This is a genomic window from Bacteroides sp. M10 (genome assembly GCF_014334015.1).
GTDB classification, from domain to species: Bacteria; Bacteroidota; Bacteroidia; order Bacteroidales; family Bacteroidaceae; genus Bacteroides; species Bacteroides intestinigallinarum.
On sequence record NZ_CP060488.1, the window covers coordinates 1276306 to 1302409 of the forward strand.

Genomic DNA, 26104 nt, shown 5'->3' on the forward strand with positions numbered 1-26104 from the left:
ATGAAAAAGCAGTTAACCCTATTTCTCTGTCTGTTGCTATTCATACCCATATATGGATATGCGGAAGACGAAGTAACTCATCAAGTTGTACAGCAAACTACCAAAGTAAAAGGTACTGTTACGGATGAACAAGGCGAGCCGTTAATCGGAGCCAGCATCGCCGTTAAAGGTACTTCGCAGGGAGTGATTACCGACTTCAACGGTCAATTCAGCATCGACGCTTCCAAAAACGCTACATTAATAGTCAGTTATGTAGGTTATCGTTCGGAAGAAGTACAGGTGAAAGGACAATCCAATCTTAAAATCGTCTTGAAAGAAGACAGCAGAATCATCGACGAAGTAGTTGTTACCGCGTTGGGTATCAAGCGCGAACGGAAAGCACTCGGCTATTCCATCGGTGAAGTGAAAGGTGAAGAACTTGAAAAGGCAAAGGAAACCAATGTCATCAACTCACTGGCAGGAAAGATTCCGGGACTGGTTGTCAGCCAGACTGCCGGCGGTCCTTCCGGTTCGTCCAGAGTGATCGTTCGCGGTAGCACGGAGATGACGGGAAACAATCAACCGCTTTATGTGGTGGACGGAGTGCCTTTGGACAACAGCAACTATGGCAGTGCCGGACAATACGGAGGTTATGACCTCGGCGACGGTATCTCCAGCATCAACCCGGACGATATTGAAAGCATGTCCGTATTGAAAGGCCCGGCGGCATCTGCCTTGTACGGTAGCCGCGCTTCTCACGGTGTGATCCTTATCACTACCAAGAAAGCAAGTACCAAAAAGAAATTTGCAGTGGAACTGAACAGTACCACTACTTTCGAGAAACAATTAACGAAGTGGGACGATGTACAGTACGTCTACGGTCAGGGAACCGGCGGACGCATCAACGGTACGGACGACCAGTATTCTTCGAACAAAAACTGGGGACCGAAGATTGATCCGGGACTGAACCTGACGTATTTCGACGGAGTGACCCGCCCGTATGTTGTCATTCCCAACAATATCGACGGTTTCTTCAGAACCGGTATGACCACTACCAACACAATCGTTGTCAGCACCGTGAAAGATGACACGGGTATCCGCGCCACTTATACGGATATGCGCAACAAAGACATTCTTCCAAACACGAAGATGAGCCGTAACACGCTGAATCTGCGTGCCAACACTACGATCAACAAGAAAGTAGACCTCGACTTCAAGGTGACTTACACCCGTGAAGACGTAAAGAACCGTCCCGCACTGTCTGACCACCGTGCCAACCCTGCCAAGAACCTGATGTCTCTGGCAACCACCTACGACCAGAAATGGCTGCGCGACAACTACAAAGATGCCAACGGCAACTACTACGACTGGAACGGACGCGACGTTTGGAACCTCAACCCTTACTGGGTGCTCAACGAAATGACCAATGAATCGGGAAAAGACAAGTTCATGGGTTCGGCACTGGTACGTTACAACGTCAACGAACACTTCAAGATTCAAGTTACCGGTGGTGCGGACATCAACTTCATGAACTTCCAAGACTATGCAGCCCCCACCTCACCGGGATTTGAACAGGGACAGTTGCAAATCAGCGATTTCAGAAACAGAATGTATAACGTAGAAGCACTGGCCATTTACAACAACAGTTATAAGAAATTCGACTATGGAGTAACCATCGGCGGCAACCTCTATAAAGTGGACAACAAAACACAGATTGTAACTGCCAAAGAGATGGTGATGCGTGACGTCATTGCTCTGCAAAGCTTCACAAGCAAAGAGATTACCGAAGGAACCTACCGCAAACAGATAAACTCTCTCTATGGTTCTATCAACTTGGCTTACGGCAACTTCGTCTACCTCGACGCCACGCTACGCGGTGACCATTCTTCCACTCTGCCATCGGGAAACAATACTTATCTATACCCCTCGGTATCAGGAAGTTTCCTGTTCTCGGAATTCTTCAAGATCAATCCGACGCTATTGCCTTACGGTAAAGTGAGAGTTTCATGGGCACAGGTAGGTAGCGACACAGATCCTTACCAATTGGGACTGTCCTACGAGCTATCTCCCAAAAACTATTCAGGGTACGCACTGTCTCAAATCGCCAATACGACGATTCCGAACAAAGACCTGAAACCGACCAAGACCAACTCTGCCGAAGTGGGACTGGAACTGAAATTCCTGAAAAACCGCATCGGACTGGATTTCACTTACTACACCCAAAAAAGTAGTAACCAGATTATGCGCCTCAACACCACAGGAACTTCCGGCTACAACTCCATGCTGATTAATGCAGGAGAAATAGAGAACAAAGGAGTGGAAATCGCACTGAACACACGCCCCATACAGACGAAAGATTTCTCATGGGACTTGAATATCAACTTCTCAAAGAATAGTAATAAGGTAAAAAGATTAGCTTCAGGTATTAAAGAATTTGAATTGGAATCGGCACGTTGGATTAACGTAAAGGTAGCTGCCGTAGAAGGGGAGAACTATGGTTCCATCCTCGGTAAAGACTTCCTTAGAAATGATGCCGGACAGATTATCGTAGATGCTTCTACGGGACTTCCGAAAGTGACGGAAGACTTGCGAGTGCTGGGCAACGCCACCTGGAAATGGACAGGAGGTATCACCACCAACCTGACTTACCGCGACATCTCCCTGTCTGCCATCTTCGATATTAAGGTAGGCGCCGATGTCTATTCCATGTCCGCCCGTTCTTCTTACATGACCGGAAAAGACAAAGCGACTCTTGCAGGACGCGACGGCTGGTATGAATCGGAAGAGCAACGACTGCAAGCCGGAGTGAAAGAAAGCAATTGGGAAGCGACAGGCGGTTATGTAGTAGAGGGCGTGGTAGAAATGCCGGACGGAAGTTTCGCGGAAAACAAGAAGTTTGTCGACCCCGAAGTATATTGGAAACATATAGCCGATCAGACTCCGGTTCCGTTTATCTACGACAACTCTTACGTAAAGGTGCGCGAAATTACGTTGGCTTACCGTCTGCCCAAAAGATGGATCAGCAAGGTGTTTGATGCCGTATCCGTATCGTTCGTGGCACGTAACCCGTTCATCATCTACAAGAACGTACCGAACATCGACCCGGACTCCAACTACAACAACGGCTCGGGTATGGGACTGGAATACGGCTCGCTGCCATCCAGAAGAAGCTATGGTTTCAATGTTAACGTAAAATTCTAATAGTAAGCAATCATGAAAACAATCTATAAAATCGCCTTCGGTATGTTATGTATATGCGGTCTGCTGCTGGGAGCCTGCACCGACTTTGAGGAACTGAATACAGACCCTTCCAAGTCATCCTCTACCGACCCGAACCAGCAACTGTCTATGATTCAGTTGCAAACATGGGGACATTGGCAAATGTGCCAGCCCTATCCATTCTATCTGGCTGCTTTCGCACAATATATGCAGGGCGACTGGAACACCACCAACTATGGCGGACAGTATCGCAAAAATGATGCGGAAATGGGAAACACATGGAACCTGATGTACCCGGCACTCATCAAGAACATTGTCGACATTCTGGACAAGACCAAGGATAACGAACGGGAAGTGAACATCCACTCTGTTGCCCGTATTTATAAAGTATATCTTTTCTCCATACTGACGGATATGTACGGCGACTGCCCTTACTTCGAAGCGGGTAAAGGCTTTATCACCGGTAACGTAAAACCTGCCTACGACAAACAGGAACTGATATACAAGGATTTCCTGAAAGAACTCGGCGAAGCAGCAGATGCTCTGACCGCCAGTGGTGACAAGGTCACGGGAGATATTATCTTTCAAGGGAATATCGACAAATGGAAACGTTTTGCCAACTCCCTGCACCTGCGCTATGCAATGCGCATCGTAAACGCAGATCCGGAACTGGCAAAAGCAGAAGCCATCAAAGCTGTCGGTCAGGAAGCCGGTCTGATGCAATCGGCCGCTGACGATGCCCTGATTGCTTACACCGATATTCAGGACTGGGCATCCAACGAATTCCGCAGAAACGGGCTCGCCCAACTATGGAGAGGTCGCGAAGCATATCCTACGGCTTATCTCTGCAGCACATTCTGGAAACAGCTGGACGCTACTTCCGACCCGCGGCAGTTTGTATTCGGACGTTGCTATGACGAAAGTTCGGCAAACAATCCATTCGGACGTGTGGATCTGACGGAGGAAATGCAGAATACGGAAGCTGCCAAGTTTCAGCCTTGCAACCCGGGTTATTTCTGGTACAGCAACGGGACATGGCCGGAGGGTTATTGGAGCAAGCTGACTAATAAATGGCAGGACAAAGCTACCCGTCCGCAGCTCAACAACATTTTCCTGAAAGGCGATATGCCCGGAGTGGTTATGACATACGCGGAAGCGGAATTATTACTGGCGGAAGCCAAAGCCCGCTGGGCAGGAGACATCACAACAGGTGCCGACGCTTCCACCCATTATAAAAACGGAGTACGCGCAGCCATCCATTTCCTGGAGAAATTCGGTGCCAAGACTTTTGACGATCAGGTCATCGATACCTATCTACAGGCTAATTCACTACCTGCCAGCGGATTGGATGCACAGCTTACTGCTATCAACACCCAATTATGGATTCTGCACTTCAACAATATCCCCGAAGGATATGCCAACTGGAGAAGAACAGACATTCCGGTGTTGCTTCCTTCTCCCCACTACGGGGCAGTGACGATTGATTCGCAGACTACACCGCTGCGTCTCTGCTACCCGCTCTTTGAAAGTTCGTACAATCCGGAAGGTTATCAATCTGCCATCCAGGCTATGGGAGGCAAAGACGACTGGAATTCACCGGTATGGTGGGACAAATAAACCTAAGATCATCAACACTAAAAGAAAAAACGATTATGAAGAAAATAATATTTATATGCACGTTGCTGGTATCTCTGTTTGCCATGAGTGGTTGCAGCGACGATATAGACACTCCGGTACTGACTACTGACGAATATCCGCGCATACTAGGCCGCTGGCCGGACAAGCAGGAGGATGGCACATTGGGTAAATTCAGTATTCCATTGAATCAGGTGCTTTCCATCAATGTACAATACACTCCTGCCGAACTATGCGAGGGGACATGGTATCTGGATGGAAGGGAAATTCATAAGGGAGTAGGATTGACGTACATTCCTTCGACTATCGGCACTTTCCACCTCGAACTGATTGTAAAGACGCCGACTAAGGAAACCACCCGTGAAGCTATTATCCAAGTAACCGAAGCAACAGAGTAAACCATTAAAACTAGAATTGTATGAAAAAAAGACTTATAATCTATCTGGCCTGTCTGTTTGCATGCCTGATAGCCTCCTGTTCCGAAAAAGATGAAGTAATCAGCAACGGAGGAGAACCGCAAAACTATGTTCCTTTTGCCATCAACAAAGGGGTGAATATCAGTAACTGGCTGTCGCAGGTAGACGCCATCCCCGCCAACGGCTTCTCACAAGCCGAAGCACAAAAGCTGGCCGGATACGGTTTCGACCACATCCGTCTGCCGATAAACGAAAAACTGTTCTTCACGGAAGACGGTCAGAAGATACCGGAAGCATTCACACTGTTGCACAATGCCATAGGATGGTGTCGGGATGCCGGAATGAAAGTGATTGTAGACCTGCACGTATTGCGCGATCACAACTTCAATACAACGGTCACTACATCGGGCGACCCGATTGAGAGTTTCTACGACACATTTGAAGATATGAAATGGGCGGGATGGTTTGCCAATGGCTCCGGCGTGACGGTGAACAATGTAGATAATCCCAGCAAAAGCGGTATAAACACCAGCAACAGGGTGTTCTCTGTGGTACGAAAATCAGGAGTGGACACTTGGTCGAACGCCAAGAAAAAGGATTTTTCCATTATTCCTGTCGGGTCAGGCAAAATGCAGTTCAAGTACCTGCGTGCCAAAATATACAAAAGCACCAAAAGCACTATTACCGTTGTATTGAGTGACGAGAACAATACGAACGACGGTTACTACGGATATACCAATACTACAGCAAATGAATGGGAAGAAATCGCCGTAGATGTATCCAACTATAACAAAAACTGCGGTCGCGTGGCTCTCCGTCCGGAAGAAGGAGAAACGATGTATTTCGACGATGTATTCTTCTCCGACAGTAAAACTGGTGACAACAAGATTTACCCTGAAAGTGGAACTACCACCGTTGTCCCCAAACTCTGGACAGACAAAGACGCCCAGTACAAATATCTCGACTTATGGAAAACGCTGGCGGAAGAACTGAACCAGTATCCCAACGATCTCGTTGCCTACGAGTTATTGAATGAACCGGTAGCCCCTTACGCCTCACAATGGAACTCTCTTTCCGCCCAACTGATTCGTGAACTCCGGCAAACGGAACCCGAACGTAAACTCATCATCGGCTCTAACCGCTGGCAGAGTGTCAACACTTTCAACGAGCTGACTATTCCCGGCGGTGATCCGAATATCATCTTGAGTTTCCACTTCTACAACCCGCATCCCCTCACGCACTACCAAGCCGAGTGGACGGAAGAAAAAGACCTGAATGTACCCATTCACTATCCGGGCGAACTGATAGAAGAGGCGGACTTCAACCAACTATCCGAAGCGATGCAAAAATTGGTGACTCCTTATATGGGAACGTATGATAAAACCACGCTTGAGTCACTCGTATTGAAAGCGGAGATGAAAGCTACCAGTCTCGGCGTACAACTCTACTGCGGTGAATTCGGTTGCTACAAAAAGACTCCGGCTGCCGACAGAATGGAATGGATACGGGACGTAGTATCTATCTTGAAGGATCGTCACATCTCCTACTCTTATTGGGAATATAAAGCAGGATTCGGTTTCTGCGATTCACAAGGAAACGTGATTGAACAAGAGGTACTGGATTTGTTAACTAAATAATAGTCATTCAGATAACAATAATCATTCAAATTAAAAAAGAAATATGCGACAAACATTCATCGCTATGGGAATTTGTTGTGCTATCGGCATTTCCACATTAGCTTGTCAGGATAAAAGCAAAGATTACACCGATCCTACGCTGCCTGTGTCCGAACGTGTCTCCAGCCTGATGTCTCAAATGACATTGGAGGAAAAAGTTGCCCAAATGTGCCAATACGTGGGATTGGAACACATGAAGAAAGCAGAAAAGGATATGTCTGCCGAAGACTTGAAACACAGTCATTCGCAGGGTTTCTATCCCAATCTACATTCTTCCGATGTGGAAGAGATGACGAAAAAAGGACTGATTAGCTCGTTCCTGCACGTGGTAAAGGCCGAAGAAGCCAACTATCTGCAATCGCTGGCACAGCAAAGCCGCCTGAAGATTCCACTCCTGATTGGCATTGACGCCATTCATGGAAACGGTTTGTATCGTGGTTCGACCATTTACCCCACTCCTATCGGACAGGCAGCTACTTTTGACCCTGCACTGGTAGAACGGATGTCGCGGGAGACTGCTATTGAAATGCGTGCCAGCGGTATGCACTGGACGTTTACTCCGAACGTGGAAGTGGCACGTGACGCTCGCTGGGGACGTGTGGGCGAAACATTCGGCGAAGATCCCTATCTGGTAGGACAGATGGGGGCGGCTACCGTACGCGGATTCCAGACAAAGGATTTCACGGGAAACGATAAAGTGATTGCGTGTGCAAAGCATCTTGTAGGTGGCAGTCAGCCAGCCAACGGAATCAACGGTGCTCCTGCCGAGTTATCGGAAAGAACGTTGCAGGAGGTATTTTTCCCGCCTTTCAAAGATTGTCTGGAAGCGGGTGTATTTACAGTGATGACGGCTCATAATGAGTTGAACGGGATTCCTTGTCACGGAAATAAGTATCTGATGACGGAAGTATTACGCAATCAGTGGAAGTTTGACGGTTTTGTTGTCAGCGACTGGATGGATATTGAGCGCATGCACGACTATCACAACGTAGCCGAAACGCTGAAAGACGCTTACCGGATCAGTGTAGATGCCGGAATGGGAATGCACATGCATGGACCGGAATTCTACGAAGCTATCATTGAGTGTGTGAAAGAAGGGAGTATTCCTGAAAAGCAGATAGATGCTGCCGTTTCTAAGATTCTGGAAGTTAAATTCAGGTTAGGATTGTTCGAGAATCCGTTTATCGACCTGAAAAAGAAAGATGAAATTGTCTTTAATGAGAAACATCAGCAAACGGCACTGGAAGGAGCGCGGAAGTCTATCGTCCTGTTGAAAAATGAAGGTAATATGCTGCCATTGGATGCTTCGAAATATAAGAAAGTGTTTGTTACCGGACATAATGCCAACAATCAGTCTATCTTAGGTGACTGGGCAATGGAACAGCCGGAAGAACATGTCACTACCGTATTGAAAGGTCTGAAAGCTATCAGCCCCGAAACGAATTATAATTTCCTTGATCTCGGCTGGAATGTACGTTTGCTATCGGACAATCAAATAAAGGAAGCAGTGCAACAGGCACGCAGCTCCGATCTGGCGATTCTGGTGGTAGGAGAAAACTCAATGCGTTATCATTGGAACGAGAAGACGTGTGGAGAGAACAGCGACCGTTACGAGCTTTCTTTGCCGGGACGTCAACAGGAACTGGTGGAAGCTGTGGCTGCTACGGGGGTTCCGACAGTCGTTATCCTTGTCAACGGCCGTCCGCTGACTACCGAATGGATAGATGAAAATATGCCGTGTATCATCGAAGCATGGGAGCCGGGAGTAGCCGGAGGACAGGCTTTGGCGGAGATTCTTTACGGAAAAGTGAACCCAAGCGGTAAACTGCCGATTACGATTCCAAGAAGCACCGGACAGATTCAATGTATGTACAATCATAAATTTACCAACCATTGGTTTCCGTATGCAACAGGAAATTCATTACCTTTGTACGAGTTCGGTTACGGTTTGAGTTATACGACGTATAAATATGAAAACCTCAAACTGTCTGAAGCAACGACCACTCCTGACAAAAGCGTGAAAGTAACTGTAGATGTCACGAATACCGGAAAAATGGATGGTGAAGAAACGGTTCAGCTCTATATCCGCGACGAATACAGTTCTGCTACCCGCCCTGTAAAGGAGTTGAAGGACTTTGCCCGCATACCTTTGAAAGCAGGAGAAACGAAAGAGGTTTCATTTACTCTTACTCCCGAAATGCTGTCCTACTATGACGCTAATATGCACTATGGAGTGGAAAAAGGAACTTTCAAGATTATGGTGGGAGCTTCTTCAAGAGATACCGATCTGCAAAGCATTATACTTACAGTGAAATAAAATAGATATGAAGAAATTACTATGTCTCGCCCTGTTATTGTCTGCCGGAAGTGTTTATACCGGCAGCGTTTCGGCAAGCAACCAACCTGCCGGTAAGAAATCCGGCAACAACTCAAAGGATATATACAAAAAGACCTGGATTGACTTCAACAAGAACGGTGTAAAGGATGTATATGAAGATCCTTCCGCGCCTATCGAAGCCCGTATTGCGGATTTGCTTTCGCAAATGACACTGGAGGAGAAGACCTGTCAGATGGCTACTCTCTACGGTTCGGGACGGGTGTTGAAAGATGCATGGCCTACCGACGGATGGTCTACAGAAATCTGGAAAGACGGTATCGGAAATATCGACGAGCAGGCCAATGGACTGGGTAAGTTCGGTTCTGAAATCTCCTATCCGTATGCCAACAGTGTGAAGAATCGCCACACTGTTCAGCGCTGGTTTGTGGAACAGACACGACTGGGTATTCCGGTCGATTTTACCAATGAGGGAATACGCGGATTATGTCACGACCGGGCTACCATGTTTCCCGCTCAATGCGGGCAAGGTGCCACGTGGAACAAAAAACTAATCCGGGAAATTGCGAAAGTCACTGCTGATGAGGCGAAAGCACTCGGATATACCAATATTTATGCTCCGATTCTGGACATCGCACAAGATCCTCGCTGGGGACGTGTAGTTGAAAGTTACGGAGAAGATCCTTATCTGGTAGGCGAATTGGGTAAGCAAATGATTCTTGGTCTGCAAAGTGAAGGAATCGTTGCCACTCCGAAGCATTTTGCCGTTTATAGTATTCCGGTCGGTGGACGCGATGGAGGTACACGTACCGATCCGCACGTGGCTCCGCGTGAGATGAAAACTCTGTATCTGGAACCATTCCGTAAAGGTATTCAGGAGGCGGGTGCATTGGGCGTCATGAGTTCTTACAATGACTATGACGGGGAGCCTGTTTCCGGAAGTTATCATTTCCTTACGGAAATTTTGCGTCAGCAGTGGGGATTTAAGGGATATGTAGTTTCGGATAGTGAAGCGGTGGAATTTCTACACACTAAACATCGTATCACTCCGACTGAAGAAGAAATGGCGGCACAAGTGGTAAATGCCGGATTGAATATCCGCACCAACTTCACTCCGCCACAGGATTTTATTCTTCCATTGCGCCGTGCTATTAGTGAGGGCAAAGTCTCTCTGCATACGCTTGATCAACGTGTCAGTGAGATTCTTCGCGTTAAGTTTATGATGGGGCTTTTTGATAATCCGTATCCCGGTGATGACCGTCGCCCGGAAGTGGTAGTGCATAACGCCGCCCATCAGGATGTATCTATGAGAGCAGCTTTAGAATCCATCGTGCTTCTGAAGAATGAAAAAGAGATGCTTCCGCTATCCAAGAGTTTTAGCAAGATAGCAGTTATCGGTCCAAATGCCGAAGAAGTGAAAGAACTGACTTGCAGATATGGTCCTGCCAATGCATCCATAAAGACTGTCTATCAGGGAATCAAAGAATATCTGCCCAATGCAGAAGTTCGCTATGCAAAAGGTTGTGATATTATTGATAAGTATTTCCCGGAGAGTGAACTATACAATGTTCCATTAGACACACAGGAGCAAGCAATGATTAATGAAGCCGTAGAATTAGCAAAGGCTTCGGATGTCGCTATCCTTGTATTAGGTGGAAATGAGAAGACGGTTCGGGAAGAATTTTCACGTACCAACCTCGATCTCTGCGGGCGCCAACAGCAATTATTGGAAGCTGTTTATGCCACAGGAAAACCTGTCGTTCTGGTAATGGTAGACGGAAGAGCAGCCACAATCAACTGGGCAAACAAATATGTTCCTGCCATCATTCATGCCTGGTTCCCCGGCGAATTCATGGGAGATGCCATTGCCAAGGTTCTTTTCGGAGACTATAACCCGGGCGGACGTCTGGCAGTTACTTTCCCGAAATCTGTGGGACAGATACCTTTCGCTTTCCCATTCAAACCGGGTTCGGATTCTAAAGGAAAAGTCCGTGTTGCCGGTGTGCTTTATCCTTTCGGATATGGTCTAAGCTATACGACCTTCGGATATTCAGACTTAAAAATCTCCAAACCGGTTATCGGGGCACAAGAAAATATCACTCTTTCATGCACTGTAAAGAATACAGGAAAGAAAGCAGGGGATGAAGTAGTCCAGCTTTATATCCGTGATGATTTTAGTAGCGTAACAACCTACGATAAAGTATTACGCGGTTTCGAACGTATTCATTTGCAACCGGGAGAAGAACAAACGATTAGCTTTACCCTTACTCCTCAAGACTTGGGGTTATGGGATAAGAATAATCAGTTTACAGTAGAGCCGGGAAGTTTCTCGGTGATGGTAGGGGCTTCTTCGGAGGATATTCGGTTGAAGGGAAGTTTTGAGGTTCAATAAATAAATCTAAGATAGTCACTAAAAGCAATGTGAGGCAGCCCCCTAATATTTAGGCTACCTCACATTCTTATTTATTTTTCTTTCATCAATTATAATAGGGGCATAAGTTATGCTTAATAAAATTGCTATATTTATTCTGTATATCAACTATAACTTATAAAAAGACGAAACTTATCAATAAGCCTATTTATACAGAACGTATTCGTCTGTTCACTCGAAAAAAAGATTTATCGACTAAAGATATTGCCCAATTCACCAACCTTACTATTCGTGGGGTAGAAACAGCCCGTTATCGAATAAGAAAGAAACTTGCCATTCCCGGAAATATTAATCTTGTTGATTTTCTGATTAACTTTACATAGAAACATTTACTGAATATTCCTTGTAATTTCACCCCCTATTCTGTTGGGATTTTCTAAAGAAACTTTATCTTTGTAATGTCACACAATTACAAAGAATATGGTTCGTTTTAATCTTGTTATCACCATACTACTAATGATAAGTATGGCTGTCAAAGCCAAACTGACCAGCCGGATGTTCGATGTCAGGCATGTAGGCTATGCGGAAGGTCTTAGTAGTCAACGTGTTTTTTCGATTGTCGAGGATGGAGACGGTGCTATGTGGATTGCCACAAAAACCGGGATAGACAGATACAACGGCTATACGGTAAAGAACTATGATTTACCGGGTAACTTCTATTATGGTGATCTTGCCGGACGCAGGCTTTACTTATTATACGACGCCCGACAGGGATTGTTTGCCTACGACCACACCGGACGAATCTACCGATACTCCACTATCTACGATCATTTTGAACAAATCCTCCATCTGGGACATTTGATTCAGGAAGAAGTCATCTTGAACAAACTTTGTTTGGATGATGACGGAACCTGGTGGATGGGATCTGATAAAGGACTATACAAGCAAGAAGCGGACAATCGTATAGTTGCCGTACTCAAAGGACAATATGTCAACGACATCGCATTTGCCGGCGAATCACTTTTTGTGGGTACTTCTAACGGAGTCTGGCAACTTTCACACGCCCTGCCGGATAGAAAACACCAACTGCTGGAAGGATGGAATGTACAGACATTGTTCTGCGACAAACCGAAAAAAGAACTCTGGATAGGAACATTTGGCAGCGGCTTGTCTGTAATGAACCTCAACACTTCCAAAGTATTTACGCTGGAGGGACAAGGGAATACGTTCCTTCATCCGATACGGGCAATTACAGACTATGATGAGCATACCATACTTATAGGCGTGGACGGTGGCGGCGTGTATGCGATAGATAAAGACACACAGAAAGCCCGTTTACTGATGAATACCAAAGATGACACAGATACTTACCTGCGGGGAAACGGCATATATGCCGTAACCAGAGACGATCAGGGTAACATCTGGATAGGTAGTTATACGGGAGGCGTATCTGTAGCTATCCTGCTGAAACATCCCATCTCGATATTAGCGCATGAAAAGGGAAACACCCATTCCCTCATCAGCAATAACGTGAATGATATCGAAGAAAACCCGGATGGCAACCAATGGTTTGCTACCGATAATGGAATCAGCATCCGAAACACCCTGTCAGGCACCTGGAAACACGTGCTGAAAGAAATTGTAACCATTTCTCTTTGCACATCCGGAAATGGAAACGTATGGGTAGGAACATACGGAGACGGGGTGTATCTATTGGATAACAGCGGGCGCGTGCTACGTCATCTCACCAAACAACAAGGGCAATTGACTACCAATTATATTTTCTCCGTCAGACAAGACATGGAGGGGGACTTATGGATAGGAGGTCTGGACGGATGCCTAATCATGTTCGAAAAAGAAAAAGGCAACAGACGTTCCTTCGACGTGAACTGGGTGCAGTCCATTGAACCTATCGACCGAAACCAGGTAGCGGTGGCTACCGTCAACGGTTTCTTTCTGGTGAACAAACACACAGGAAATATACAGCACTATGCCAATTCACAGGAATTTCACAATCAGAATGTCAGTGCTTATATCATCTCCATGCTATTCAATGACGACGGAACAGTGTGGCTGGGAACCGAAGGGGGAGGATTGAACCTGTATGACATGAAAAACCGAACGGTAAAAACTTTCACTGTTCAAGAAGGATTGCCGTCCAACGATATATATAGCTTGCAGCGAGACGACAAGAAACGCTTGTGGGTCAGCACCGGAAAAGGAATTGCCTTGATAGACAGCCTGCGCGTGTCGAACCTCAATTATGCGGGCAATATAGACAAGGAATATAACAAGTCTTCGTTTGCCCGATTAATGAACGGTGAGTTTGTATATGGCAGCACGGATGGCGCTGTCTTTATCATGCCACTCGACATTTCAACCGTTGACTACTGGACGCTCCTGCGTTTCACGGGACTGACAGTTGACTATCAAAACGCCAAGGAAGAAGAATCGTTGAAACCCGCCATTCATGATATGCTTGCCGACCATGCCGTACAGCTCGGCTATAAATATAACTCGTTTACTATTTCTTTTGAATCTATCAACTATCGTTTCCAGCGCGATATTGTCTATCAGCACATTTTAGAGGGGTATGACAATGACTGGAGTAAACCGTCTGCCGAGGGAAAAGCATCCTACACCAAAGTATCACCGGGCACTTATCTTTTTAAGGTGCGCAGTCTGCGGCGCAGCGACGGAAAGACTATCTCCGAAAACACCTTAGAAGTACACGTGAGCCAGCCATGGTGGAACTCGTGGTGGGCTTGGACTATTTACCTATTTATAATAGGCTTCATTTTCTATTTCATCCTGCGGTATAAAAGCAACCAACTCCAGAAGAAATACGACGAAGACAAAATACGTTTCTTCATCGACACAGCGCATGACATTCGCACGCCGGTGACGCTTATCATGGCACCGCTGGAGGATTTGAACCGGGAACAAGATCTTTCGGACAAAGCCCGTTATTACCTGAATCTGGCCCATGAAAGTACCCGCAAGCTCCATTCACTCATCACACAGTTGCTCGAATTTGAAAAGGTAGACGCCCACAAACATTCCTTTTTATCGACTCCGCTTTGTCTGAATGAAGTTTTGCTGAAAGAAGTCTCCGTCTTCCGGTCTTTTTGCGAGAAGAAGCAGTTGACACTGAATCTGACCCAACCCGACGAATCCATTTTCGTTTCGGCAGACAAGCATCTGATAGAGATGTTACTCGACAATCTTCTGTCCAATGCTTGCAAATACACAATGCCCCAAGGAGCAATCAGCCTGGATCTGAAAGTTACGAAACGCAAAGCCATCCTTTCGTTGAAAGATAACGGAATAGGTATACCAAAGAAAGCGAGAAAGCATATCTTTTCCGATATTTACAGAGCCGAAAATGCCCGGCAGTCACAGGAAGAAGGAACCGGATTCGGACTATTGCAGGTGCAGCGCATTGTAAAGATGCTACATGGAAAAATCACTTTCTGTTCCGAGGAGGGCAAGGGAACTACTTTCACCGTAACATTGCCACGAACTACCACCGTAGCCGAACCCGTGTCACACGAAGCATCCCTCGAACACTTTACCGACACATCGGATAAAAACAACCACGAAACAGACAAGATAAAAGATCCGGACGACCGGAATACATTGCTCATTGTAGAAGACCACGAGACTCTCCGTCACTACCTCCGCCAGACCTTTGAACACCTCTATCGGGTAATTGATGTCGCCAACGGAGACGAAGCTATCGCCTGCCTCGCCAATGAATATCCGGATATCATCCTCTCCGACGTCATGATGCCCGGCATACGGGGGGACGAACTTTGCAAACTGGTCAAAGAGAATCCCGACACATCGGGTATTCCTGTCGTTCTGCTGACGGCAAAGGCTAACCATGAAGCAATAGTGGAAGGATTGAAGAAAGGCGCGGATGATTACATCCCCAAGCCATTCAGTACCGAAATTCTGAAACTAAAAGTGCAAGGATTGATTGACAATCGAAACAGACAACGGCAGTTCTTCATGCGACAGGCCATCGCTCAAGTAGAGGCGGGTAGCAAACATAACGACAATGAAAGTAATATAAGCAATGAAAGTGTCGACAATGAAAGCGCAACGACAGCAAGCGAAACAATGGCCGAGGGTGACCGCCAATTCATTATGCAAGCCACCCGCTTCGTTCTTGAACATTTGGATGAACCCGATTTCAACATCAATCTCTTGTGTCATGAAATGGCAATGAGCCGGACACTGTTCTACAGTCGTCTTAAATCACTGACGGGAAAAGGGCCACAGGAATTTATCCGTATCATCCGACTTCAGAAGGCTGCCGAACTGCTGAAAGAAGGCAAAAGCGTAACCGATGTCGCCGCCGAAACAGGATTCGTCAACACGAAATATTTCAGTTCATTGTTCAAGAAACAATTCGGGATGCAGCCGAGTAAATATAGTGGGAAATAGACAACCTTTAAAAGATAAGAAAGGAATATATTTTAGGCACGGATTACACGGATTTCACGGTTTTAATGCAATGATTACGCAAAGCAACCGTGTTTATCCGTGTAATCCGTGCCTAATCCTTAATTTACAATTTAGTTCATAACCGTACTGGTTATGAATTAAACAAGGATAGTCTCTTATTCTTATTGCTCTCTATAGCTATTCTTTTATAGCTGGTTCCCTATTCAAACTTATTTTATTCGCTACTTTTATTTCGTTCCACTATAGTACACTTTGCGTCCGACTATAGTGGTACGCAAGGTACACTATAGTTATCTTTGCGGAACACTATAGTGGAACGAAAAAAGAATAGCTAACGGAGCTAATCTGATTAGGCAAACAAAGAAATAAAAATAGTATTTGACTCCTTTCCGCACCGAAACAATCTTTGAAAAAGAATGGGCAGGATAACGTCCGTTCGATAAAAATCAGCAGATTTGTCAGCAATCAAACCTTATATGTCAGCAATCTGACCATCGTTTTAGCCTGATATTAGCATCTTTGCACCAGGCTTTACAAGTATAAAGCACATATTACGTTCAACCTTTTAAAATGCTAAAACGATGAAAAAAGTAGCACTATTTCTATTTTTATCCGTTTGCTTCGCGCAACAATCCTGCTCGTCTGATTCTGTTGGAACGGAACCGGAGGAGAATCCACAAGACATTCTTTTTAAAGATGATTTCAACTTTTTCGACGAAAAAGTATGGACGAAAGAAACTCATGAACCCGGTTGGACCAATCAAGAACTGCAAGCATACGATGCCGCCCATGTATCAGTAGGAAAGGACGGGGATAAATCAGTTCTGATTCTGACTGCCGAACGCAAAGGGAATAAAATCTATTCCGGCAGAATCAATTCAAAAGGGAAAAAGAATTTCAAGTATCGCAAGATAGAAGCAAGTATCAAGCTTCCCAAGACCAACGGCGGACTTTGGCCTGCATTCTGGATGATGGGAGACAATGACAAACAGTGGCCGGCATGCGGAGAGATCGATATTATGGAAATGGGAGAACAGAGCGGAATGGCTGCGGGCGATTCGGAAAAACAAGTGAACACCGCCATTCACTATGGTGCCAGCGTGGCGGATCACGAACAGCAATACTACAAAGCCAATGTTGCCAACAGTCTGCAAGACGGCAATTATCACACCTACTCTCTGGATTGGGATGAAAACAGCCTGACCATATCCGTCGACAACGTGAAGTTCCATACATTCGACATTAGCTCGAACTCTTACTTTCACGACAACTTCTACGTCCTGTTCAACCTCGCCGTGGGAGGTGCGTTTACAGGAATTACCGACGTCAATAAACTGACAGGCCTGAAAGACGGTCAAAAAGTAAATATGTACATCGACTGGGTGAGAATATTATAGGAATCTTAAATATACATGCTATGAATATGAAAAAATGTAAGTATCTATTGTTTTGCGGAACGCTCGCCCTTGGGATGGCGGGAAGTTTCCAGCAAGTGTATGCAGCAACAGAACCAAGTTCACAAGCTGTTCAACAACAAAGTAACAAGGTAACCGGAAAAGTGAACGATGCCACAGGTCCCATCATCGGGGCTTCTGTAGTGGAAAAAGGAACTGCCAACGGAACCATTACCGATTTGGATGGAAATTTCAGTTTAAACGTAAAAGCAGGAGCTACGCTCGTTGTCAGTTACGTAGGTTATAAATCCGAAGAGGTGAAAGTGGGAAAAGGTCCTTTGAATATCACTTTGAAAGAAGATGCCAAAGCATTGGATGAAGTGGTGGTCACCGCCCTCGGTATCAAGAGAGAACGCAAAGCATTGGGCTACGGCATTGATGAAGTAAAAGGTGAAGCCTTAACCAAAGCCAAAGAAACGAATCTCATCAACTCCATGGCAGGACGTGTGCCGGGCTTGGTAGTCAGCCAGACTGCCGGCGGTCCTTCCGGCTCTACACGTGTCATTCTGCGAGGCAGTACCGAAATGACCGGAAACAACCAGCCTCTTTATGTAGTGGACGGTGTACCTCTGGATAATACCAATTTCGGCAGTGCCGGTACAAACGGTGGCTTCGACTTGGGCGACGGCATTTCAAGCATCAATGCCGATGACGTGGAAAACATGTCGGTATTGAAAGGTCCTGCAGCGTCCGCTCTTTATGGTAGCCGTGCCAGCCACGGTGTCATCTTGATTACAACCAAGCGCGCCAACAAGGACAAAGTCAGCGTAGAATATAACGGAACACTGACTTTTGACACCCAACTCGCCAAATGGGACGAAGTGCAGCAGATATACGGTATGGGAAGCAACGGTACTTATAGCTATGATGCCATATCCAACACAAACAAAAGCTGGGGACCCAAGGCAGACGGTTCAAACATGCTGAAGTATTTCGATGGCGTGGAACGTCCTTTCCTGATTATTCCCGACAATACGTCCAGCTTCTTCCGCACGGGTATCACCGCCACCAACTCCGCCATCATAGGTGTGAACAACGGAAAAACCGGTATTCGCTTTACCTATACGGACATGCGCAATAAAGACATTGTTCCCCAGACGCACATGAGTCGTGATATTTTCAACCTGCGTGCCAATACGTCTACAGGAAAAGTAGACTTGGATTTCAGCGTCAACTATACACGGGAAGACGTGAAGAACCGCCCGGCATTAGGCGACAGCAAGTCAAATATCGGTAAAAACCTGATGACCCTCGCTACCACTTACGACCAGGAATGGCTACAAACCTATCAGACTGCCGATGGCGAATATTCCAACTGGAACGGTATGGATCCCTACAACGTGAATCCGTACTGGGATATCTATAAGAACTTCAATAAATCCAAGAAGGACTTGTTCCGTATGAATGGCAAGGCTGTATGGAACATCGACCAGCACCTGAAACTTCAGGCAACATTGGGCGCCGAACTCAACTGGTTCACGTTCGATGATTACAAAGCGCCGACCACTCCCGGATTCGAAGCCGGAAGACTTCAAAACAGCGCTTTCCGCAACCGCATGTACAACTTTGAAGTATTGGCTCTCTATAACAACCATTGGGGTGATTTCGATTTCAACGCTACGTTGGGCGGCAATGTATATAAGGTGAACAACCAGACCACTGTTACCACCGCTCAAGACATGAAGATACGCGATGTCCCTTCATTGACGAGCTTCAACGAGATCAGTGTAGTGCCCGGCAGTTACCGCAAGCAGATTAATTCGGTCTACGGAGCAGTGAACGTAGGATGGAAACACATGCTTTACCTGGATGCTACGTTGCGTGGCGACCAATCGTCTACCCTTCCTGTCAGTAGCAATATGTATATGTACCCTTCTTTCTCCGGTAGCTTTGTGTTCTCCGAGCTGACGCAACTGGGTGACCTCCTGCCCTACGGAAAGCTACGTATGTCATGGGCGCAAGTGGGTAGTGATACCGATCCTTATCAATTGGGACTTGTCTATACGAAATCCAAATATGCTTATCCCGGATATACCATCGGATATATCGATAACGGAACCATCCCCAACAAAAACTTGAAACCGACCAAAACAAATTCTGTGGAAATGGGATTGGAATTAAAATTCCTGAAGAACCGTATCGGGCTGGATTTCACCTACTATTCTCAAATCAGTAAAAACCAGATTATGGGAATGGCAAGTTCCTGGACCACCGGTTATAACTATCGCTTAATCAATGCCGGCAAAATAGAAAACAAAGGTATTGAGATTGCCCTTAGCACACGACCGATTCAAACACGTGATTTCTCCTGGGATATTAATCTGAACTTCTCCAAAAACAGCAATAAGGTAAAAGAACTGGATGGCGAATCGGATATGTTTGAACTGGAAAAAGCTAGTTGGCTCGACGTTCAGGTAGCCGCTAAGGTAGGCGAAAACTTTGGTTCTATCGTAGGCCCGGACTTCCAACGAAACGAAAAGGGAGATATTCTGATTGACCCGCAAACCGGTCTGCCGCAATATGACAAAAGCAACCACGTATTGGGTAATGCCTCCTGGGATTGGACAGGCGGATTGCTCACCAATTTTACCTACAAGAATGTTTCGCTGGTAGCGGTATTCGATGTGAAAGTAGGTGCCGACCTCTATTCCATGTCTGCCCGTGCCGCGCACGAATCGGGTAAAAGTCCCGAGACATTGGCTGGACGTGATGCCTGGTATCGCTCGGAAGAAGAAAGATTAGCAGCCGGCATTGCGAAAGGAGCCGATAACTGGAAACCGACAGGTGGATTCGTTGCTCCGGGTGTCATTGACAACGGTGATGGAACTTATCGTCCCAACGACATCTACATCAATCCCGAAGACTACTGGATGAGCGTTTGCCGTAATGCACCTTCTATGTTTATTTACGACAACTCGTATGTGAAATGCCGTGAACTGACATTGAGTTATAATGTACCCAAATCCTGGCTAAAGAACGTAATAAGCGGACTGACCGTTTCGTTCGTTGCCCGCAATCCATTCATCGTATGGAAGAATATCCCGAATATCGACCCGGATTCCAACTATAACAATACCACCGGTATGGGACTTGAATACGGCTCATTGCCTTCACGCAGAAGCTATGGTTTTAATGTAAATGTGAAATTCTAAAAAGAGATATCATGAGACAATCTAAATACATCACAATCATCCTGATGGCATGCACCCTGTTTTTCGCTTCTTGTAGCGATGAATACATGGAAAACATGAACACTGACCCTTCCAAGGCTGCTACCATCGACCCGAATGCACAGCTCACCACTGCCCAACTGCAAACATACGGAGACTTGGGCATGATAGAGATCTACCGTAACTACCATTATGCGTTCACCCAACAACTGATGGGATGCTGGAACACCACTAACTATGGTGGACGCCACACAGTGGACAATAATGAAATGAGCCGCATCTGGACATCTTTCTATACCCAATCTCTGAAGAACATTACCGACGCTGAATATCGCACGGCCGAAGATGCAGAGAAAGTGAACATCAACTCTGTGCTCCGCATCTATCGGGTTTACCTCATGTCTATCATCACTGACACTTACGGAGACGCTCCTTTCAGTGAAGCCGGACTGGGATTCCTCGAAGGGAAGTTCAATCCCAAGTATGATAAACAGGAAGATATTTACAACGCTTTCTTTCTGGAACTGGAAGATGCTGTCAATAAAATCGATCCGACCAAAGATAAAGTGACAGGCGACCTCATCTATGCCGGTGATGTGGTTAAATGGCAACAACTGGCAAACTCACTTCGCCTTCGTTTTGCCATGCGAATCTCCAATGTCAACCCGACAAAGGCACAAACGGAATTTGAGAACGCTTTAACTGCCAACGGCGGTGTGATAACGGACGCTTCCGGCGACGCTCTCATCAAATACACAACAATAGCATTTAGTTTCGGACAAGAAGCTTACTCTGATTATCGCGGAAATTCATTGTCGCAACTGTTGTTCGGCAACGACCCCGCCAACAATCCAAGTTATCTCTGCTCTACCTTCTTTAATCAGTTATACAACTCCGGCGATCCCCGTACATTCAGAATTTCCCGTTGCTATTACGACGGACTGATGAGTGCCACCAGTACCGACAATCGTGTCGACATCACCCAGGAGATGATTGACAAAGGAATTGCTTTCAGTCCGCGCGACCCGGGTGCTTATTCGTGGGAACCGTGGCCTACGGGTTACGACAGCGATATTTGTGCGGAATTAGCCGTCAACAATCCTTCCGTTACGGCAACCATGGCTCGTGAAGTGGAACCCAAACTTGCCAATAATTTCCTTAAAAGCGACAATCCGGGTGTAGTGATGACCTCTGCAGAAGTGAAGTTGCTGATGGCGGAAGCTACCGTAAAAAAATGGAACGTCGGAAGTGTTTCGGCAGAAAATCTGTACAAGCAAGGAGTGCGTGCGGCCATGGATTTCCTGACAGACAACTACGATTGCACGGCTATCACCGATGAAGAGTTTGATGCATTCATTCAAAACAAAGGGGCTTTCGGGCACACGGACAATCAGAAACTCGAAGCCATCAATACGCAGGCATGGATTCTTCACTTCACCAACCCTACCGAATGTTGGGCAAACGTGCGTCGTTCCGGTTATCCGAAATTGAAATCACCGGCAGAATATGGTTTCGGACAATATCTCACCGGTGGCACGGACATTCCGGTTCGCCTCTGCTATCCTGTATTGGAATCTTCATATAATAAGAATAACTATAACGAAGCCATTGAACGTATGGGAGGAACAGATAATTGGCATGTCCTTCTGTGGTGGGATACTGAAAACTAACTATTAAATAATCATCCATTATGAAAAAGATATATATTGCACTATTTGCCCTACTCGCTGTAGGCTCCACATTTACTGCATGCACCGACGAAGAACCGTTCGCTACGATAACAGAGAATGATGATCCGCATATCCTTGATCCGGTGTTCCCTGACAGAACAAATGGTCAATTGGCTACATTCGCCAACATCAGTCGGGATGCAAACCTATCCATCTCACTGACCGTAACTCCGAAAGATTACACCACAGTCACGTGGTTTATTGACGGACAGGAAGTAGAATCGGGCACCGACTCCGACAAGGAAATGAACCGCAGCCTGAAAGCCGGTACGTATAATTTGAAGATAGAAGTAGAAACCGTGAAAGGGAAAAAGACTTCCCGTGAAGGATTGGTATTGGTCAACCCATTGGCAGATGACCCCCAATCCAAGGAAGTAGCCTTTGAGCGGATTGTATCTCCCGGTAAGACTGCCCGTCTATATGGTAGTAATCTACAGAACGTAACAGCCATCCTCTTGGGAGGAAGCACGGTCACCGATCCCACTTATGTTGAATCGGAAGATGGGGACTATCTGGAATACACTGTTCCGACAGACGTAAACGAAGGCGATTACCGTATCGTTCTGCAAGATGCCGAAGGCAATGAATATGGAGCCGACATGGTAAAAGTGACTAAGTCTTCCTTAATCATTTCGGGAGCCAACCGGGCTACTGCCAACGTGGACTGGACTATTTCCGGCATCAATCTCGACAACATCGCTTCTCTAACCATCGGCGGGCAGACAGTGTCTCAATTCAGCAACCAATCTTCTACGGAGATTACGCTGACTTGTCCGGATTTGTCTGATGGAAGCTATACGATGACAGGCAAGACGCGTGGCGGAGAGGCTGTACAGTTCTTGAACGATAATGCTACGACTACCGAGCAGACTGTTACCGTATCTACCGAAACAACGCTTTGGTCGGGACATCATTACGTTTCATGGGATATGCCGGACGGTGATCCCAACAAAATTTTTGGTTTGATTCCGATGGATGTGTTTGCCGGTATCACAGCCGGATCAACACTGAAAGTAGTCTATTCCATAGAACCTACTGCCGAATATCATCAGATGCGACTTGCTACCGGCAATTGGTCATACTTCACAGATCCGATAGACTTCTCGGAAAACGGTGAATACACACTGGTACTGACACAAGATATGTTGAATAAGATTCAAGCTGAAAACGGCTTCATCTGTGTAGGACATGGCTATTATGTAGATTTGGTAACCCTGAAATAATTATCCTACACAAGTGTGCAAATCATTCGCTCTGAATGACAGATTGGAGAAACTACGCTATTTAAAAAATAAATCATAATGAAACTAAGAAATATTATCTTAATGTCCGCATCCATCGCAGTGACTGCCTGTTCCAAACAGGCAGTTCCCACTGCCATTCCTGCAGACGCAAAAATAGAACAACAAGTGGAAGACCTTCTATCAAAGATGGACCTTGACGCCAAGATAGGACAAATGACCGAGCTGGCCATTGATGTATTAGGAGAGACAATAAATGGAGAATTCCAATTGGACGAGGCAAAACTCCACAAAGCGATTGCTGAATATAAGGTAGGTTCGTTTCTCAATGCTCCCGGTCCGGTGGCACAAAGCCCGGAAAAGTGGAACAAAATTATCGGTCGGATACAAGAACTGTCGATGAAAGAGATTGGTATTCCATGCATCTACGGATTGGATCAAAATCATGGTACTACCTATACATTAGGAGGCACACTCTTTCCCCAGAACATCAATATGGGTGCTGCGTTCAATCCTGAATTGGCCTACGAAGCGGCACGTGTGACGGCTTATGAGACAAGGGCAAGCAATTGTCCCTGGACATACTCCCCCACTGTCGATATGGCACGCGATCCCCGTTGGCCGCGTGTGTGGGAAAACTATGGAGAAGACTGTTTAGTCAATGCCATTATGGGCAGCAATGCTGTTCGAGGCTTCCAAGGAGACGACCCTAACCATATTCCCGCCGACCGGATTGCTACCTCCGTAAAACATTACATGGGATACAGCTCGCCGCGTACCGGCAAAGACCGTACGCCGGCTTATATATCCGTTTCCGAACTGCGTGAAAAATGCTTTGCACCGTTCAAAGCCTGTGTAGAAGCAGGTGCATTGACCATAATGGTCAACAGTGGTTCCATCAACGGAAAGCCTGTGCATGCCGACCACGAACTCCTCACAAAATGGCTGAAAGAGGACTTGGGATGGGACGGAATGTTGATCACCGACTGGGCGGACATCAACAATCTTTATACCCGTGAACATGTGGCGGCAGACAAGAAAGAAGCCATCGAAATGGCAATCAATGCCGGCATAGACATGGCTATGGAACCGTATGATCTCAATTATTGTACATTACTAAAAGAGTTGGTGCAAGAGAAGAAAGTACCCATGAGCCGCATTGACGATGCCGTCCGCCGCGTGCTTAGGTTAAAGTTCCGCTTGGGTCTGTTCGACCATCCGAATACCTTGCTGAAAGATTATCCTCTCTTCGGCAGCAAGGAACATGCACTGATCGCACTTCATGCTGCCGAAGAATCGGAAGTATTGCTAAAGAATAAGGATAACATCCTTCCGCTTCCTCAAGGAAAAAAGATATTGGTAACCGGTCCGAACGCCAACTCCATGCGTTGCTTGAACGGCGGTTGGAGCTATTCGTGGCAAGGACATCTGACCGACAGATTTGCCGACAAGTATAACACCATTTATGAAGCAATCTGCAACAAATTCGGCACCGATCATGTCCGCCTGGAACAGGGAGTAACCTACAAACCCGAAGGTGCTTACATGGAAGAAAATGAACCGGAAATCGAAAAAGCTGTCGCCGCAGCCCGCAACGTGGATATTATTATCGCCTGTATCGGTGAAAATTCGTATTGTGAAACACCCGGTAACCTTTCCGAACTTGCTATCTCTGCCAACCAAAGCAAATTGGTAAAGGCACTTGCTGCTACGGGAAAACCGATTATCCTGATACTCAACGAAGGTCGTCCCCGTATTATCAACGACTTGGAACCATTGGCTGATGCTGTTATTAACGTTCTATTACCCGGAAACTATGGCGGCGACGCATTGGCAAACATTCTGGCAGGAGACGTGAACCCCAGTGCCAAGATGCCTTACACATATCCGCGACACGAAGCGGCACTAACCACCTACGATTATCGGGTGAGCGAAGAAATGGACAAGATGGAAGGCGCTTACGACTACAATGCGGTAGTCTCCGTTCAATGGCCTTTCGGATATGGATTGAGCTACACTACCTTTGAATACAGCAACTTCCAAACGGACCAGTCCTCATTTACCGCAGGAGATGAATTGCACTTTTCCATAGACGTAACCAATACCGGTAAATATGTCGGGAAAGAAGTTGTCATGCTGTTCAGCAGTGATCTTGTGGCTTCGCTTACTCCTGAAAACCGCAGGTTACGAGCCTTCAAAAAGGTAGAACTGCAACCGGGCGAAACTCAAACTGTCACTCTATCCATCAAAGACAGCGACCTGGCTTTTGTCAATGCTGATGGACAATGGGTGCTGGAACAGGGGGATTTTCGTATGCAATGCGGGAATCAAGTATTGACGATTACTTATAAGTAAGCATTTATAAGTAAGTGTACATTATTAATGCAAACTGCTCCTTTTAATTC

At 46.2% G+C, this 26104-nt stretch carries 12 protein-coding genes and 1 pseudogene; all 13 read left to right on the plus strand.

Translation table 11 applies throughout. The features are described 5' to 3' along the window. The 13 genes and pseudogenes from H8796_RS04830 (at window position 1) to H8796_RS04885 (ending at window position 26054) form a co-directional block, all read left to right on the plus strand. Window positions 1-3180, plus strand: coding sequence for a SusC/RagA family TonB-linked outer membrane protein (locus H8796_RS04830; protein ID WP_117932632.1), 3180 nt, complete (start codon window positions 1-3; stop codon window positions 3178-3180). Window positions 3181-3192: 12 nt separating this feature from the next. Continuing rightward, on the plus strand, window positions 3193-4815 hold the full coding sequence (locus H8796_RS04835; protein ID WP_117932630.1) for a SusD/RagB family nutrient-binding outer membrane lipoprotein: 1623 nt from the start codon (window positions 3193-3195) through the stop codon (window positions 4813-4815). Window positions 4816-4850: 35 nt separating this feature from the next. Then, on the plus strand, window positions 4851-5231 hold the full coding sequence (locus tag H8796_RS04840) for a hypothetical protein (protein ID WP_007757599.1): 381 nt from the start codon (window positions 4851-4853) through the stop codon (window positions 5229-5231). 20 nt (window positions 5232-5251) lie between these two features. Continuing rightward, window positions 5252-6886 (plus strand): cellulase family glycosylhydrolase, encoded by a 1635-nt coding sequence (locus H8796_RS04845; protein WP_117932629.1) that lies wholly within the window; start codon window positions 5252-5254, stop codon window positions 6884-6886. Window positions 6887-6929: 43 nt separating this feature from the next. Further along, window positions 6930-9242 (plus strand): glycoside hydrolase family 3 N-terminal domain-containing protein, encoded by a 2313-nt coding sequence (locus H8796_RS04850; RefSeq protein WP_117932627.1) that lies wholly within the window; start codon window positions 6930-6932, stop codon window positions 9240-9242. Between the two features lie 7 nt (window positions 9243-9249). Then, complete coding sequence (locus tag H8796_RS04855; protein WP_117932625.1) at window positions 9250-11652, plus strand: glycoside hydrolase family 3 N-terminal domain-containing protein; 2403 nt, start codon at window positions 9250-9252, stop codon at window positions 11650-11652. 224 nt (window positions 11653-11876) lie between these two features. Next, window positions 11877-12014 (plus strand): annotated as a pseudogene (locus tag H8796_RS25595) (helix-turn-helix transcriptional regulator); the annotation flags it as partial. A 97-nt stretch (window positions 12015-12111) separates the two neighbouring features. Next, window positions 12112-16083, plus strand: coding sequence for a hybrid sensor histidine kinase/response regulator transcription factor (locus tag H8796_RS04860; protein WP_117932621.1), 3972 nt, complete (start codon window positions 12112-12114; stop codon window positions 16081-16083). A gap of 602 nt (window positions 16084-16685) precedes the next feature. Continuing rightward, window positions 16686-17501 carry a family 16 glycosylhydrolase gene (locus tag H8796_RS04865; RefSeq protein WP_117932619.1) on the plus strand — a complete coding sequence of 272 codons (816 nt, stop codon included), beginning with the start codon at window positions 16686-16688 and terminating at the stop codon, window positions 17499-17501. A 20-nt stretch (window positions 17502-17521) separates the two neighbouring features. Beyond that, the gene (locus H8796_RS04870; RefSeq protein WP_117932617.1) at window positions 17522-20710 is read left to right on the plus strand and encodes a SusC/RagA family TonB-linked outer membrane protein; all 3189 of its coding nucleotides are present in this window, start codon (window positions 17522-17524) and stop codon (window positions 20708-20710) included. 11 nt (window positions 20711-20721) lie between these two features. After that, entirely contained in the window at window positions 20722-22398 is a 1677-nt protein-coding gene (locus H8796_RS04875; protein WP_117932615.1) for a SusD/RagB family nutrient-binding outer membrane lipoprotein, read from the plus strand. Between the two features lie 20 nt (window positions 22399-22418). Next, window positions 22419-23681 (plus strand): hypothetical protein, encoded by a 1263-nt coding sequence (locus H8796_RS04880; protein ID WP_117932613.1) that lies wholly within the window; start codon window positions 22419-22421, stop codon window positions 23679-23681. A gap of 78 nt (window positions 23682-23759) precedes the next feature. Beyond that, the gene (locus H8796_RS04885; protein WP_117932611.1) at window positions 23760-26054 is read left to right on the plus strand and encodes a glycoside hydrolase family 3 N-terminal domain-containing protein; all 2295 of its coding nucleotides are present in this window, start codon (window positions 23760-23762) and stop codon (window positions 26052-26054) included. Window positions 26055-26104 lie beyond the last annotated feature (50 nt).

Coding starts and splice junctions, on each gene's coding strand:
- H8796_RS04850 (WP_117932627.1), top strand. CDS start 6,930: ATGCGACAAACATTCATCGCTATGGGAATTTGTTGTGCTATCGGCATT.
- H8796_RS04885 (WP_117932611.1), top strand. CDS start 23,760: ATGAAACTAAGAAATATTATCTTAATGTCCGCATCCATCGCAGTGACT.
- H8796_RS04870 (WP_117932617.1), top strand. CDS start 17,522: ATGAATATGAAAAAATGTAAGTATCTATTGTTTTGCGGAACGCTCGCC.
- H8796_RS04845 (WP_117932629.1), top strand. CDS start 5,252: ATGAAAAAAAGACTTATAATCTATCTGGCCTGTCTGTTTGCATGCCTG.
- H8796_RS04855 (WP_117932625.1), top strand. CDS start 9,250: ATGAAGAAATTACTATGTCTCGCCCTGTTATTGTCTGCCGGAAGTGTT.
- H8796_RS04865 (WP_117932619.1), top strand. CDS start 16,686: ATGAAAAAAGTAGCACTATTTCTATTTTTATCCGTTTGCTTCGCGCAA.
- H8796_RS04860 (WP_117932621.1), top strand. CDS start 12,112: ATGGTTCGTTTTAATCTTGTTATCACCATACTACTAATGATAAGTATG.
- H8796_RS04830 (WP_117932632.1), top strand. CDS start 1: ATGAAAAAGCAGTTAACCCTATTTCTCTGTCTGTTGCTATTCATACCC.
- H8796_RS04835 (WP_117932630.1), top strand. CDS start 3,193: ATGAAAACAATCTATAAAATCGCCTTCGGTATGTTATGTATATGCGGT.
- H8796_RS04840 (WP_007757599.1), top strand. CDS start 4,851: ATGAAGAAAATAATATTTATATGCACGTTGCTGGTATCTCTGTTTGCC.
- H8796_RS04880 (WP_117932613.1), top strand. CDS start 22,419: ATGAAAAAGATATATATTGCACTATTTGCCCTACTCGCTGTAGGCTCC.
- H8796_RS04875 (WP_117932615.1), top strand. CDS start 20,722: ATGAGACAATCTAAATACATCACAATCATCCTGATGGCATGCACCCTG.